This window comes from Nostoc mirabile CHAB5784 (assembly GCF_020829645.1).
GTDB classification, from domain to species: Bacteria; Cyanobacteriota; Cyanobacteriia; order Cyanobacteriales; family Nostocaceae; genus Nostoc; species Nostoc mirabile.
On record NZ_JAIVFS010000007.1, the window covers coordinates 105,908 to 120,730 of the forward strand.

At 43.0% G+C, this 14,823-nt stretch carries 8 protein-coding genes; 1 reads left to right on the forward strand and 7 read right to left on the reverse strand.

All coding sequences use genetic code 11. From position 1 onward, the window contains the following. Positions 1-175 precede the first annotated feature (175 nt). Positions 176-1,516, forward strand: a complete 1,341-nt coding sequence (locus LC653_RS07570; protein WP_229493820.1) for a TldD/PmbA family protein — start codon at positions 176-178, stop codon at positions 1,514-1,516. 70 nt (positions 1,517-1,586) lie between these two features. Here the strand turns inward: LC653_RS07570 and LC653_RS07575 are convergent, their stop codons facing one another. The 7 genes from LC653_RS07575 to LC653_RS07605 all read right to left on the reverse strand — a co-directional run bounded on the left by LC653_RS07575 (position 1,587) and on the right by LC653_RS07605 (position 14,137). Next, entirely contained in the window at positions 1,587-2,027 is a 441-nt protein-coding gene (locus LC653_RS07575) for a pentapeptide repeat-containing protein (RefSeq protein ID WP_229493821.1), read from the reverse strand. A 300-nt stretch (positions 2,028-2,327) separates the two neighbouring features. Continuing rightward, positions 2,328-3,404 (reverse strand): aspartate carbamoyltransferase catalytic subunit, encoded by a 1,077-nt coding sequence (locus tag LC653_RS07580; RefSeq protein ID WP_229493823.1) that lies wholly within the window; start codon positions 3,402-3,404, stop codon positions 2,328-2,330. 115 nt (positions 3,405-3,519) lie between these two features. After that, positions 3,520-4,872, reverse strand: coding sequence for a magnesium transporter (mgtE, locus tag LC653_RS07585; protein WP_229493825.1), 1,353 nt, complete (start codon positions 4,870-4,872; stop codon positions 3,520-3,522). A gap of 382 nt (positions 4,873-5,254) precedes the next feature. Beyond that, entirely contained in the window at positions 5,255-5,851 is a 597-nt protein-coding gene (locus LC653_RS07590; protein WP_229493827.1) for a hypothetical protein, read from the reverse strand. Positions 5,852-5,872: 21 nt separating this feature from the next. Next, a complete protein-coding gene (locus LC653_RS07595) occupies positions 5,873-11,119 on the reverse strand; it encodes a DEAD/DEAH box helicase (RefSeq protein WP_229493829.1) in 5,247 nt (1,748 codons plus the stop codon). Beyond that, positions 11,112-12,425 carry a hypothetical protein gene (locus LC653_RS07600; RefSeq protein WP_229493831.1) on the reverse strand — a complete coding sequence of 438 codons (1,314 nt, stop codon included), beginning with the start codon at positions 12,423-12,425 and terminating at the stop codon, positions 11,112-11,114. The genes LC653_RS07595 and LC653_RS07600 overlap by 8 nt, the downstream gene beginning before the upstream one ends. Before the next feature lie 17 nt (positions 12,426-12,442). Next, positions 12,443-14,137: a hypothetical protein gene (locus LC653_RS07605; protein WP_229493832.1), complete on the reverse strand. Its 1,695-nt coding sequence runs from the start codon at positions 14,135-14,137 to the stop codon at positions 12,443-12,445. Positions 14,138-14,823 lie beyond the last annotated feature (686 nt).

A 14,823-nucleotide genomic window follows, 5' to 3' on the forward strand; every position in this document is an offset into this window, starting at 1 on the left:
ATATAAGTCATAAGCTAAACCACATCTAGCATAATACTCAGTTGTAGGGTGGGCGTCTCGCCCGCCCAAGAAATACAAGCAAATTTTATGTGGAAAAGCTTAACATCCAAAATCCAAAATCTAATATCCAAAATAAAATTGCTTCAAATCTAAAATTCAAAATCCAAAATTGACTATGCCAAATATCAATGAAATTGCAAATTCTGCCAAGGATAATGCTGAGAAGCTTGGTATTAATAAATTCGACATTTATGGCTCAACAGTAGATGATACTAGCGTGCAAGTAGACCAAGGTGAGCCAAAACAAGTCAAAGCTTCAAACCGCTCTGGTGTTACTGTTCGTGTCTGGAATGAAGATAATACAATGGGTGTCACCAGCACCACAGATGTAGACCCCAAAGGACTGGAATTAGCTTTGAAAACTGCCTACGAAGCCAGTTTCTTTGGTGTTAAAGAAAATGTTCCTGATTTTAGTCCAGAAGCTACTGCTCCTATTGAAAATAAACCTCTAGATAAGACACCCCAAGCACCTGTTGCTGAACTCATAGAAAGATTGTTGGTAGCTGAAAAAGAACTACTAGCAGCTCATCCAGCAATTAAAGGTGTGCCTTATAATGGGTTATCGCAAAGAGATATTGACAGGTTTTATCTCAATAGTGACGGTGCCGTGAGAACTGAATCTCACTCCTTAGCATCAGTTTATCTTTACAGCAAAACTGAGGAAGAAGGAAAAAAACCTCGCAGTGCAGGTGCTTTTAGAATCAACCATAGTTTAGATAATCTAGACATCAATGGTTGCATCAAAGAAACCGCAGATAAAACTATCAGTCACTTAAACTATGAAAAAATTAAAACTGGTAAATATCGGGTTGTTTTTTCACCGGAAGCTTTCTTAAGTCTGTTAGGTGGTTTTTCTAACTTATTCAACGCTCAAAGTATTTTGGACAACCAAAGCTTATCTACTGCTGATGATTTAGGTAAGCAAATTGCTTCTCCTCTGCTTTCAGTTTTTGATGATGCACTTCACCCAGCTAACGTAGGCGCAGAAAGTTTTGATGGTGAAGGAACTCCTACTCGTCAGGTTTCGCTGATTGAAAATGGTGTTTTAACAAGTTTTCTCCACAGTGCAGGCACTGCCAAAAGGTTCAATACCCAGCCAACAGGTAATGCCAGTATTGGTGCAAAAGTTAGTGTTAGTCCCAATTTTTATCACGTTTTTTCAACAGCAACTCCTGACCAGGAGTTTAGCTTAGAAACTGCTGAAAATGTGATTTTTATCGATGATTTACAAGCTCTCCATGCTGGAGTGAAAGCTTTGCAAGGTTCGTTTTCTTTACCGTTTGATGGTTGGCTAGTTAACAAGGGTGTGAGGACGAGTATTGAGTCAGCAACTGTTGCTGGCGATTTCTTGGAAGTCCTGAAGTCAATTATTTATGTAGAAAAAGAGGCAGAGTTAACGCCAGGGGGAGTTTGCCCGAAAATCTGGGTTAATGAACTGTCGATTACTGGTGAGTAAAAGTTAAAAAGTAGAGAGTTAGGAGTTGAATATAACTCTTAACTCATCACTTTGAAGTCATTACTCACCATTAGTATTCACCACCAATGCTAATGGCAGTATTAAATACATCAGCACCGCTTAAATCAATATTAGCCATAACAGCGCCATCTACGTCACTATTATATAAACGCGAATTACTCAAATTAACGTTGGTAAGATTAGCGTTATTTAAGGTAGTATCGCTGACGAATGCTTTTGTGAGATTAGCAGACTTCAAATTTGCACCAGTTAAATCAGCACCTTCTAAGTTAGCACCTTCGAGATTAGCCCCTTTTAAATTTGCATTTCTGAGGTCAACACCTATCAGGTGAGCGCCTTTGAGGTTGGCTCCTGTTAAATTACATCCAGAACATTCTCTAGTTTCCAGCAAGCGCCGGACAGGGGCGGAGTTTTCTGCTTTGACGGAAAGGGGAGCAGCTAGAGATAGCGTGCTGAGTAAGGCTGCTGCCGTCAAAAAAATTCGTTTCATATTTACCTCCGACACTTCTAGAAGTCATTAAATTTTTGAACTTCTACGATACCAGTGTGCCAAGATTAGAGAATTCTGTACTCATGCGATCGGAGTAATACATAATTTCTATGAGAATAGGTATTCTTCGGTAAGCTAGTCCGATGGGACTAATATTAAAAGATTGTTAGCAATAACTCCGCAGGCTACCGCAAAGGAATAAGAGTTTCAGACAATTTTTGCATAAGTCTTATCTGACATCACCAAACTGCTATCGGGTGAAAATGTATTGCCAGGATGTAGCTTGAGTCTATCCTGTTATTAAGCTTTGCCGCTACCTAATAAATATAACAGCGCCATACGAACGGCGACACCACTGGTAACTTGCGATTGAATGAGACTAAATTCTGGGTCATCCATCAATTCAGAACTAATTTCAACACCACGGTTAACTGGGCCTGGATGCAAAACTTTGACGTTAGGTTTACAAAGTTGTAACTTTGTACGGGTAATGCCAAATAGCTGATGATATTCTCGCAAACTTGGCAGTAAATGAGCCGTCATACGTTCCTTTTGCAGGCGCAAAGTCATGACAAAATCGGCATTTTGCAAAGCTGGTTCTAGTTGCCAATGTAGAAATAGTTGGGGAGTGGGGAGTGGGGAGTGGGCTTGCCGTGAGCGAAGCCGAACGGGAGTGGGGGATGAAGAGATAATAAACTGCTGATTCTTGACTCCTGCCTCTTCCAAGATATACTCGGCAAATAATTTAGGTAAGAGGGTGGGTGGGGCTGCGAGATGCACTTCGGCACCACTGGCAATTAAACTCCAAATATTCGATCGCGCTACACGAGAATGCAAAATATCCCCAACAATGGCAATCTTTTTCCCCTTTAAAAGTTCTAGTCGGGGACTAGCTGGGTCAATTAGAGTACAAATGGTAAATAAATCTAGCAGTGCTTGGGAAGGATGCTCATGTTGACCATCACCAGCATTGAGGACACTAACTTTTACACCTAGACGATCCATTTCAGCCGCGATCGCATTTGGTACTCCTGCCTCTCGATGGCGGACTACCATAATATCAGTTCCCATTGCCAAATAGGTTTTCGCCGTGTCGAGAATTGTTTCTCCCTTAGTCATAGAAGATGTGGCTGCGGCGAAATTCAGCGTATCTGCGCTTAACCGTTTCGCCGCGAGTTCAAAACTGCTACGGGTGCGGGTAGACGATTCAAAAAATAAATTCGCCACCACTTGTCCCTGTAAGGTTGGTACTTTCTTCGTCCGCCGTGATAGCACCTCTTGAAAACTGGCCGCAGTTTGCAAAACTGTATCGTATTCAGTAGTAGTGAAGTCAGCCAGGGAAAGAATGTGATGACGATTCCAGGTAGTAGTAGGCATATTTGGGGACTGGGGACTGGGGATTGGGGATTGGGGGAGATAAGGGAGAAATAATCAATGCTCAATACTTCGGCTTCGCTCAGTACAAGTGCCCCATGCCCAATGCCCAATCCTTTTACGTTGGTAAATGCAAAACGTTTAAAGCTAGAGAAATTAGGCTGAGGAACGTTAAAAACCCAATTGTATCTAGCATTGTAGTCACTAACGGGCCACTAACTAAAGCAGGGTCAAGCTTCAGCCGTGTCAAAGCCATTGGCAGCAAAGTGCCGAGTGTAACAGCCACAATTGTATTAGTTGCCATTACCATTCCGGCAATTAAAGCCACCCATCGTTCTTGGGGTCGCGCCCAAATTAAGGAAAGCAGGATCATCGTTGTGGCTAAAGCTAGGGCTGTACCTAAACCAGCTAGAAGTTCCTTGCGGAGAATTTTTAAAGTATCTTTGGGTGTTACCTCGCCCACTCCCAAGCCACGAATTGTCACCGTTAATGATTGAATCCCAACAGTACCACCAGTGTTAGAAAAAATCGGCATGATTACTGCTAAGACTGGCACTGCGGCAATTACAGATTGAAAAGGCGCGATCGCACTAGCTGCACCAATATACATTGCCATGATGCCCAACAGCCAAGGTAAGCGGTTACGGATAGTGAGGAGGGGAGAGGATAAAGCGGCTTCATCACCACTGACACCCGCCAGTTTTTGGATATCTTCTGTGGCTTCCTCTTCCAAAATATCCATGACATCATCAATGGTGACGATGCCCACCAATCGGTCTTCTCGGTCAACCACGGGGATAGCGATTAAGTCATAGCGCTGCATGATTCGCGCCACTTCTTCTTGAGGGGTTTCAGTTCTAACTTTGATGACGCGATCGCTAGCAATATCTTTAATGAAAACATCGGGAAAAGTAAACAACAACTGGCGCAGTGAAACTACTCTCACCAGCGTCCGATTGTCATCTGTGACGTAGGCGTAGTAAATCGACTCCTTGTCTTCGTCCTGACGGCGGATTTTGCTTAGGGCTTCACCTACAGTCAATCCTTGGCGTAATCGGACATATTCGGTTGTCATCACCCGCCCAGCAGTGCCTTCGGGATAGCCGAGAATTGTTGCTGTTGCTTGTCTTTGTTCTGGACTCAGTTCTTGTAATAGCCGTTTGATTACTCCAGCAGGGAGTTCATCAAACAATTCTGCCCGTTCGTCGGGACTCATCGCTTCTACAAGTTGCACTACCTGGACATCATGCAGAGAATTAATTAGTTCTTCCTGCACCTCTGTGGGCAGATATTCAAATACATCAATTGCCTGAGCTTTGTTGAGTAAACGGAATGCGATCGCGCGTTGTTTTTCAGGCAATTGTGTAATGTATTCTCCCACATCCACAGGTTGTAAGCGATTTAAATCCCATTTCAACTGGTTTAAATCGGTAGTATCAGTCAGCAAATCACGAATATCTTCTGTGAGCATGAGATATATCTCCTAAGTCTCCCCCGCGCTGGGAGACTTCCTCACCACAGCTCAGAGGAGGTTGATACTGCCATCTTGTGGACTATGGTCCATAAAATTTCAACAATTCAATATCGATAGCTAAATCAAAGCATTGCTAGTCATCATCCTAACCCGGAATAGCGCTCTCCGGTAGATACTGAGATATCAGTATTGAGTACTTATGATATTTCTCACTAGAAACTAACTTAATTTCCCTGACTTTCAGGAAATTTTCGTGTAACTTAAGGTAGATTTTATTACTGCCACAAGTTATGTCAACCCAATCAACGAATTTACTCGCAAACTTTATAGAGTTAAAATATTTACAATATCAATAAGTAATATTTGATATCAAGCAACTTCATGCATAGTCACCTGGACGACGGAGAATCAGAAATGGGTTAGCAGGTTTCACTTCATAGTCGCGGTAATGTGTTTGAGCTTTGGCGATTGCTTCTGATGCAATCCACTCAGGATGGTTGTCTTGCCACAGAGGATGGCGTAAAATCAGGATTGTCTGACGGTTCTGATTTTGGTGTACGTAACCTGTAAGAGTTCCGAACTGAGTGGGTAAGCCGTAACCAAGGCGTTGAAGGGTAGCGGTAATTGGTGCATTCATCCCTTGATATAGTTCACTCCAAGGATTTGAAATACTGCCGTTGGGGGACTTGAGATCGATTGCAGATGAGGCTGATAACACTAATTGCGCCATATCTAAAGCCAGTCGCCAGTCTAATAACCCGTGATAAGCAAGGTTCTGGTAGTCTCGCAAACATAAGTTGCATGATGTATCACAAGCGTTTCCATGTGGCTGATTTATCCACTTGCTGGCAATGCTATTAAGAATATTGGGATTCGCCAAATTCATCAATTTTTTAAATTCTTTTGGCTTTTGCAGAAACCGACAATATCCTGCCCCATTTTCCAGATGATCGCACAAAAAAGCCTGCCCGATCACAGATCCATTTTGCTCTAGCGATCAGAACCCAGCTTGCAACTCCATTGCATCCACATCTAATTGGGTGGCGGCTGCTACCCGCAACCAAAAAGCAAAGGAATACCAACCAGCACGTCCTATAACTGTGGTTGGGTCTGCAAAAATACCAGTAGGCCACTCTTCAATATTTACCAACAAAATATCTGTCTTCCGCCGAGATAACAACGCCACCCGATAGGCAGAACCAGATGTTGTCACCTTATTCTTGTTATCTGGAGAAACGGCGTAAGCTCCGGGTTTGGGCTTACCATAAATTAAGGCATTTTGAAAGTCAAATCCGCCAACGCCACCGTTGTCATTCACAGAAATGATGTGGTCATTAAATGCAGACACGGAAGCGTTAAGGGTACGCTGGATATTCCCGACCTGAGCATTTACACTTAAAGATGGTCTGGTTGATCGCGGTTGCCACTCAAATTGTCCATCAAAGTCATCTGATACCAAGTCGGTAAAAAATCCTTTGGGTTCTCTAGCATCTAGACAACGCAAAGCATCCACCCCGCAGACTGGACAGATATCTTTTGGCGGTTCCTGATATCCCGGATGTGGTTTATTTAACAATTTGTATGGGTAAATAACCGCTTGACAATTACCACAAAGTCCCAAAGATTTATTTTCTTGGGTGAGTGCTGGCACAAGTCCTGGTTTAGATTTTATGTTCTTACCTTGGGGATATAACTCGACTACACCACAAGCTGTATGCACAGCTTTGTCTTTGACAGTTTGGGAACGAGGGGCAAATTGACTTAGGGCAATATCTAGATTTCGATCAACTACTCCCTCTGTTGGCGGCCATTGGTCGGTGCGTGTAGGAAAGTGGGTATAAAGCGATCGCACCCGTGTCGGAAAGCCAAACATCGGCAATAACCCGGCATTTGCCAGACGTTCACTCAATTTATCTTGGGTGTAAGTATCGTCTTCCACAACTGTTTGAATTTCTGAGATTAAATCATCGCGCAGGAAATTCAACATTTGGGCATTGTTGGCGTTGGGTAAAGCTGTCTGCACTCGCAAGCTATCTAATATAGTGATTATGGCTGGCTCATTCTTGGGATCATGCAACCAATCTTGGATATCTGGTTTGTAATTGTTCCAATCAATTACATTACCAAATTCCCCGTGTACATTGTCACCTCCATTAGCAGCACTAATACCTAAATCGCTAAAGGCTTGGCGCAAAACTTCTTTGATCAGAACCCGTTCAAAAATGGGAACGCTTGTCATATCAACATAGGGCGGCGGTGGCGGATCGCCTGTAATACTTTCCGGGCGTTGGAAGTAAAAATCATCGTGGCTTCTACCGCGACAGAAGGTAACAGCTAAGGCAACTCCAGCAGAACGTCTACCCGCGCGACCGACTCGCTGTTGATAGTTGAAGCGACGGGGTGGCATATTTGCCATCATCACTGCCAACAGCGCACCGATATCAACCCCAGCCTCCATTGTAGTTGTGACGCTTAAAAGGTCGATACCTTGGACGCGGGAGATTTCATTATTGATAAAAATATCTTGAAACCAGCGTTGGCGTTTGGTACGTTGATCTCGGTCGGTTTGTCCAGTCAACTCGGCGGCGTTCATACGGAACGGCTGACCTGACGAAGAAAGATAGGTATAGTAATCGAAGTCGCCAGTTGGGGTTCCAGCACCAAGTTGTTGAGGATTTTTGTTGGTGTTATTACGGGTATTGCATTCAGGACATAAACCAGCAGCAGGATGCAGATAGAAAGCATTGCAGCGATCGCACCGATATCCTTGATTTTTGGCCGACGGTAGCATTAAATAAAGTTTATTTGGATCTAATGACAAATTACCACTAGCGGCAATTCCAGCTTGTGAGTTGAGTAATTGCTGTTGTATATCTTGAGGTTTTAAACCTGTAGACTCAATATACTTTTGGGCAAAGCTAGGTAAGTTATGATCTGTTCCAGGGTAAAAAAACTTAGAATACTGGTGTCGGCGACGGATGCCCAATTGTCTAATTACTGCGTCAGTCGCTTCAATGATCTTAGATGGTGTATTTTCTAGCGGTTGATAGCTGACCCACCCTTGCCCGAAACCCTCCATTGTGCGTACCATGTGATCAAACAATGGATTCATCAGTTCAGCAGTGAGCATATCTTCCAGTCGGGTAGCATGGTCAGTCTGGGTTTGTGTCGCTGGAAAAATTCTCGTCACCGAATTACCAGACCAGTTGTAGCATTCAAACCAAGAATACCGTTGCTGACCCTGATTTTGTCCAATTGAATAATTCAAGGCGCGGAAACTAGAACCACCGGGACAAATACCACACTCTAATAAAGCATCTCTAACTTTTTGCCGTAATTCCAACAAAGGAATGCGTTCGGGGTAGCGTTCGAGTAAACCAAGCCATGCACTACTCGCCTGTTGATTACTCGCGGGTAAACCCATCACCCAGAAAAGCGCCTCTGTAACTAAGGTAGGATTAGCATTAGCAAAGCGATCGCGCCGAGTCATATCATCTGCTGCTTGGGCTACAGCATTATAAAGATTAGCGTTTAAAGTCTGCAATTTCGCAAGACTGGCTGGGTTATTAGCACTAGTAATCCGCAAAAAGGCTATCAGGTCATCCCAATATTGATAAAATGACTGAATAAGTAGCAAACGCACCATATCGCGGTAATGGTCGAGTTCCATTCCCGCAGCCAGTTTCGCTGCATCTTGGCGACTATCGGAAAATATTACCAACTTGCGAGAACTACCTAATCCCTGTTGAGACGGTGCTGGCATTTCTCGTAACAGTCCACTAGCAATAACTTGACAAGCCTTTTGAAAGCCGGTGCGGTGGATACGTAAAGGTGTGGGGAATTTCTCTCGTCTACCGTAGTCAGCATCACATCGGGGACACTTTGTTGGTAGTGCTGGTTGATCTAAATCATCTCCCGTTACCTGATACAGCCACCCTGGAATCTCATCAGTTTTCGGTGGTGTGGCATTCTGGATAAGTACGCCTGTTTGTTTGTCTAACTTTGCTTTCACCCACTGGCGTTTTATCCGATCAACAGTCCATTCTAAAACTTGAGGTTGTGTAGTCCAGGCTGGTGTTTCTCCCGGTAATGGCCAAAATACTCGATAGTTGCCGTAACGTTGATTCATCACAACCAAATCGGGTATACCTTCTAAGTTCGGCTGATCTGGCGTGAGGATATCTACTGTTAGGTTAATTAGCTTGCGAGTACTTTTGTATCCTCCCAAAAAGACATCGCCACAGACTTCGCACACAATTAAATCGAGAACGCGGGAACCACAACCGCAGCTGAGGCGATGGTTAGCATGGATAGCACCAATGGTTGGTGGATCGCTTTGTCTTTTCACGTCATCTGGAAAACCTAACCCCCCAGCCCCCTTCCCTACGAGGGAATGGGGAGAATTCAAAGCCTCTCTCCTTGCAGGAGAGAGGTTTGGAGAGAGGTTTTCTAGATTCTGTGAAAAGTCAGGTTGATCGCTTTGTCGCTGAATTTGATCAACTTGGGTACAACTTGGGTTACAGCAAGCCCATAAGCTTTGCAAGTTGTGGAAAAATAAATGTCCGCGCACAGGTTGGGGCGATCGCCCATTACTCAATTTGGACATCCCCAATGCTAACAGTAGTCCCCGCATGGAGTCGGATACCAAACTACTAGCCGCAGCATGGGGGAAAAGTTCGTTATCTAAATCTGTTTGCTGTTTTTGTTTATTTGGATCTTTGACTTTCGCCGCCCGAACCGACGGCTGATTAGTTTGGCGAACAACGCGATCGACTTCCTGACAAGCATCGCGCAAAGCTTCACCAGCCCCAACAATTGCTAAAGCCTCACCGAGTTGCTTTTCTTCACTGATTCCAGATTCGGAGTATCCTAACTTGCTAGCTAAGGTAGACATAGCCACACTATTTGCCGTTGGATCTGGCTGTGTCATCGACTGTAATGGATCGGGCTGCACTGACTGGGCAAACTCTGCAAAGGCACTTTGATATTTAACCAAAGATTTTCTCGCGTTGGCTTTTGGCTGTTGTTGTTGTCCAGTGATGAAAGCAAACTGTTTGTCATCACGTCCAAAAAATTCGCGCAGGAATTTTCTTCCTTCTGGGTTATCATCCAAACTTGCTGTAGTCGTGACTATCCGCAGCTTTGGCGAATCTGGTGTTAAACCCAGCCGAGAAAAAAGCAAGCGTAAAATATAGGCGACTTCCGTCCCCGGAGTGCCACGATAGGCGTGTAATTCGTCAATAATCAGGAAAAATTGCCGTTCTGGATGATTTGGTTCTGCCAGCCAGTTACGAGTTATATCAAAAATATCGTTTTCAATGCTCCGCATCATCATAATGTTGAGCATTGAATAGTTAGTAATTAAAATATCTGGTGGAGTATCTTGCATATCCCAACGTGACCACATTTCGCCACCATCAAGTCGGGGAAAGTAGTAAGGTAAATCGGGATTTAAAGATAAATTCGCCTGAAGTAAATTTTGTTGCTGCTTGGCACACTCATCTAATTCGTTTCGCAGTCGTTTGATCTTATCAGGTGTTGGTTCACCCGGAATCGGGGTTTGTCCAGTGTAACGCCCAAAGGTGATCCGGTTTGTGCCGCGTTCTTTATCCAGCCAATCGTGTATTTCTGGCGCTTCCAGGGTTTTTCTGAGTCGTCGCAATTGGTCTTCTACTAAGGCGTTGAGGGGATATAGTATCAAGCCTCGCATAGCTTTGGGGCGAGTAACGTGTTTCCACTGAGAGATGCGATCTGCTGAAAGCAGCAGCGCTTCGCTATCGCCCTGAACATCCCACCAGCAATAATTACTCGGTGGAGGCGGACTTGCCTCCCAAGTGCTAGATTCCCAGGCTAAATGGGCGAGTAGTGGCAATAAAAAGCACTCAGTTTTACCGGAACCTGTACCAGTGGTAACAACTAAATCTTTTTGGTTGATTAAAACTGACTCTAAACTTTCCCACTGGTGCTGATAAAGTTCGATTCCCCCTTCAAACAGCATTTTTCCCAGTTGTGCCAAATCATGGTACTTTCTAGGCAGTTGTTTGGCAGCAGTTTGCAAGTCTCTCCCAGATGAAGGGTAAATCGGAACTGGTTCAATTAAAGGCGGTTGGCTTAAAATACCTGGTTGTTGTAAAAGGCGATCGCGTTCTGCGGCTAAAGAGCGATAACGTAGTGGAAAGGCACTTTTAATATACAGCTGATAGATATGATTAAGTCTTTGATACGCTCCAACTACGTCATGCACAGATTAATGCCTCTTCATATTTAACATTTAGCTTTTGACTCAACTGATAGGCAACTTCCCCACTCACATTTTGATACAGTAGCCAGTTGCCCTGATATGTTGGTAATTGTCCAGATGCCAGCACCAAAGTACGTTCATATAGTTCCGGCCAGCGCTGCTTTACTGGTATTGCCAAACACTTTGTAGCAACATTGTAATGAACTTGGCAAGATGCACCATGATGATACAAAGCTAGAAAGCGCAAACCATACCAATCGCCTTGATGCCAAGTGTTAGTATTTTGGTTGTAAAAAAGGGTGTAGCGGAGATTTCGGTTTTCATCACACATCTGATACATCCCTGTTTCGTGAGGAATACCGCAGATTTGAAAATCATCACCGTCAAAGTGCTTCCATTCCCACCGACTCGGCACAATTCCCGGCATATTCCTGAGATTTTGCTGCCAAGTAGCGATATCAGGTAGAATTTGAGCAAGTCGTGTGGATACTTCACCCGCATTGATGATGGGAAAATTATTTGCGATCGCATCAGGGTTATTCACCGCCAGTTGAATGCAGGGTGGTGCTTCCCCTCTGGGTTGGGGAGTAATAGATGCTACAATACCATGTTGTTCTAATTGTTTTAGTAAGCTGATATTGCGTTGCCCACACAGTATAAATTCTGAATTTTGCGAGTTAATTTTTACAATAGCTGAAGGAGCCGCCGACCATCTGGAACCGTCTAGTGAAGACTCAATATGTCCTAGTAAGCGCAACCGTCGTAAGATGCGTTTAGGTTCCTGAAGTTGGAGTGCATTGCAGCTTTTTTGAAAGGATTCCCAGCTACCATTGCCGAGGGTTGATAACCAGTATAGGAAGCGATCGCTATTTTGAGAAGATTTCACCCAATCAGCATCAGAATGATTAATAGAGTGTAATTCTGTTAATTCAAAGGGGTTCTCAGCACTGAGATTTTGTCTAGGTTCATAAGGGATAGGGCTGGTATAATCACGAACATCATGAGCTACACCAACCATAGGTTTTATCTCTTCATAAGTGAAGCCGCGATTCCCTGTGATAGGACGTTGAAAAAACGATAACTTCAGTAAACTTGCTTGTAATTCTGTAGGTAATTCACCTACTTGGCAATTTTCAATTGCGAGAAAGAAACAAAACTCTTTCCGAGGTTTAGCTCCCTTTTCTACTCGCAAAAGCGGTATGATTTTACTAAGATTTTGACGTTGTACTTGTTCGGAAATTTGGTTGATTAGGTCTTGTGGGTTTCCCCGGTAATAAAATCCTGTATACCATCTTTGGACTTGTGGCATAATGCACCATGTTGATTCTAAATCGTTGAGAATTTTTGCTCTATTACACTGCCACAAATATGATATGCACAATCAATTTGGAACACTTCACAAGGCACATATTTTTCTATGGCAAGATCATCCCAATCTACAATTCTGACTAAACGTTGACTCGATTCACCTGCAAAATTAGCTTCTATTAGATAATCACCAGGATGGCAAAAATTCAACGTTATAGAAGTATTTGCTATTTGTGAACTATCAACAATTACCTGATTATCAGATAATCGAGTTACTTTTAATTCTGCGTTACGGTAGAAGCCAAAAATAGTAATTTGTGGCCCATGATTCACAAGCCAAGCGCCAATTTTTGGTACGCGCAAGCCGCCAGAGAAACTGATTGATAATTTGACACTTGGTTGCAAAGCATACTTAAGAGTTTGATTTTTGATGAAGACTCCATCCCAAGCTTGAGAAACAACCATGCACTGTTGAAGTTCTACCCATCCAGAATTGTTAAATATCGGCTGAGGTATACAACTCGACTTTAGTAAATGCTCATCTTGCAAGCGTTGAATATCACTGAGTAATTCTTGTTTGCACAGGAGAATAAACTGAATACCTAATGATGGGGCTTGCCAAGATGCATAAGCTCCAGAATCAGGATTTTCAGGATCGGGAATTAGTATCCAAAAGTCACGGGCAGGTAAAATTAGGTAATTTAGATCATCTGGAGAAGTAATTTGGTATTTAGCACCGTTATCTAACTGCTTCTGACTGACTGAATACTCTAAAGGAAAATACCATCCAGGGCGTTCTTCTCTTAATGAGTGAGTATTATCTCCCTGTTTAAATTCTACTGATTCTAGCCTGCGTCCCCGTTGCTGCTTGGGGTAAAGATAATAATCTACCTGTCTTAAAAATGGATCTTCAGTGCGATATAAACCACAGAAAAGATGACGACTCCAAGTGCAATAATTATTCTTGTCTGCCGGAGGACATCCTTGAGCTTTCCACTGTTCATAAACTTGATGCAAAGCTTCCACAATCGCCTCATGGCGTTGCTTTTTTTCCGTCAGTAATTCTTTTAAATGGATGCCAAATCCCCCTGCTTCTTGGCGAACATGAGCAAACAAAGTTTGGGCATCCCATTCTGCTTGCCATTTCTTTTCTTGGAATAGTTTTCGCAATCTGTCTTTATCAGTGCGACGCAGTAGGGATTGAGAAATAGGATAATTAATATAGGTAGCTGAACCACCACCTCGTTCTGCTGAAGGTAAAAATCTATGTTCCATTAGCCAACGATTCCACTCTCGCCAAAGGGGTTCTTCAGCTTCATTACCAAATTTCATCCCCAATGGACGAGCAAAACCAGGCAAGGCTAAAATCTCTCGTAAGCGTTTGAAATAATTAGTTTCTGATGTATTTTCTTCTTGAGCCATTTGTGAAGCGGCTAAAATTGTAGCGCATAAAAAAGCAACTCCTTTGGGTAATCCTTGCGAATCACGTCCTTTTAAATGCTGCAAATTAACCTGTCCCTCAAAGATGACTTTTCTTTTGACTGCTGTGCAGAAGTCATCAACCCAAGTACCACTTGTAGATGATTGCCCAAAATGATAGCCAATACGTTCTATTACATCTTCATCAACGCTCAAATAAATTTTTGTACCGTGTGGTGTACCTTTGATAAAATAATCAATTAAAGCCTGATTCCAATCTGTATAATTCGCCATTCGGGTTTAGTGCAAGCGCTCGTTAAATCACCATGATTGGTGATAATTTTTATAGTGTAAGTAGGCACTTAAAAATTTAATTGGAAATGATGTTTTATAACACAGGCAATCATTGATGAGGGCTTGCTGTTTGCTTCGCCACTCAATCAAATATTTTATTTCCAACTTAAAAATTATTATAAAGCTATAATAGCTACCAGTGCATACGTAATTTAACGTAAACTACTAGTCGTCTATCTAAGTTAAATTATCAACAAAAAGAATTCGTTATGCCTTAAAAAGCTGAAATTAAAAGTATAAAATTTTACTCATATTCATGAAGATTTGAACAAATATCATATTTTCGTTTGCGATCGCGGTCATTTTCTAACCTATGACTAAAAATTAGCTGTATTTCTGACTGTGTTAAACCCGTTTGGCAGACAATACGCTTGGGTTAAGGATAATCGTAGGTTGGGTGGAACTTAAGTGTTACCCAACAAACCCGCGTCGTAGGTTGGGTTTCGTTCCTCCAACGCCACTTGCTTCTCCCAAGGGGAGACGCTGCGCGAACAAGTCGGGAAACCGCAAGGGCGCAGTGGCTCCCCAACCTACGCAGTTTATGGTTTTTGGCGCTAACTGAACTGTATTGGTTTGGCAGAGGGCAAAAAATATATTTTCTTCCTCCTGCCTCCACTCTTGAACTG